This is a genomic window from Rathayibacter sp. AY1D9 (assembly GCF_002932395.1).
Taxonomy (GTDB): Bacteria; Actinomycetota; Actinomycetes; order Actinomycetales; family Microbacteriaceae; genus Rathayibacter.
In genome coordinates this window covers 1,619-2,743 of the sequence record NZ_PSVQ01000069.1, presented here as the reverse complement: position 1 = coordinate 2,743, position 1,125 = coordinate 1,619, and the positions used below count along the sequence as shown (strand labels likewise).

Genomic DNA, 1,125 nt, shown 5'->3' with positions numbered 1-1,125 from the left:
GCAACGCTGCACCTAAATGCATTTCGGAGAGAACCAGCTATCACGAAGTTTGATTGGCCTTTCACCCCTATCCACAGCTCATCCCCTCCATTTTCAACTGAAGTGGGTTCGGTCCTCCACGACGTCTTACCGTCGCTTCAACCTGGCCATGGATAGATCACTTCGCTTCGGGTCTAGACCCTGCGACTGAATCGCCCTATTCGGACTCGCTTTCGCTACGGCTGCCCCACACGGGTTAACCTCGCCACAGAGCACTAACTCGCAGGCTCATTCTTCAAAAGGCACGCCGTCACCCCTACAAGGAGGCTCCGACGGTTTGTAAGCAAACGGTTTCAGGTACTATTTCACTCCCCTCCCGGGGTACTTTTCACCTTTCCCTCACGGTACTTGTCCGCTATCGGTCATCTGGGAGTATTTAGGCTTATCAGGTGGTCCTGACAGATTCACACGGGATTTCTCGGGCCCCGTGCTACTTGGGATACTCTTCACGCCATAACACCATTTCGACTACGGGGCTCGCACCCGCTCTGGCCAGGCGTTCAAACCTGTTCGTCTATGATGCGCTGTAACGTTCACCGGCCGGCAGACCGGAACGAAAAGTCCCACAACCCCGGCCATGCAACCCCTGCCGGGTATCACACATGACTCGGTTTAGCCTCTTCCGCGTTCGCTCGCCACTACTGACGGAATCACTGTTGTTTTCTCTTCCTGTGGGTACTGAGATGTTTCACTTCCCCACGTTCCCTCTACCCGCCCTATATATTCAGGCGGGAGTCACCAGGTCACCACAAGGGGCCTGGCGGGGTTTCCCCATTCGGAAATCCTCGGATCACAGCTCGTTTATCAGCTCCCCGAGGCTTATCGCAGATTACGACGTCCTTCTTCGGCTCCAGATGCCAAGGCATTCACCGTTTGCTCTTATGAACTTGCTAATCACATGAGTTAAGAAACTACAACTCGAAAAGTTGCAGATCCAATGATTTGCATGACCGCAGCCCGAAAGCCGCGCCATGCGAATCTTGTCGATCCACGACCGAAGCCGTGAATCTAAGATGCTCGCGTCCACTGTGTAGTTCTCAAAATACGGGCGGTATCCCTCTCCCACACACCCAGGCGTGAGAAAAA

2 rRNA genes (both only partly in view) are annotated in these 1,125 nt (G+C 54.0%); both read right to left on the bottom strand.

The features are described 5' to 3' along the window. Positions 1 to 932: ribosomal RNA gene (locus tag C5C50_RS16475) — 23S ribosomal RNA — on the bottom strand; it reaches 1,521 nt to the left of the window's first position. 3 nt (positions 933 to 935) lie between these two features. Further along, positions 936 to 1,125: ribosomal RNA gene (locus C5C50_RS17445) — 16S ribosomal RNA — on the bottom strand (it continues 1,388 nt past the right edge of the window). The 16S and 23S rRNA genes sit together here, the layout of an rRNA operon.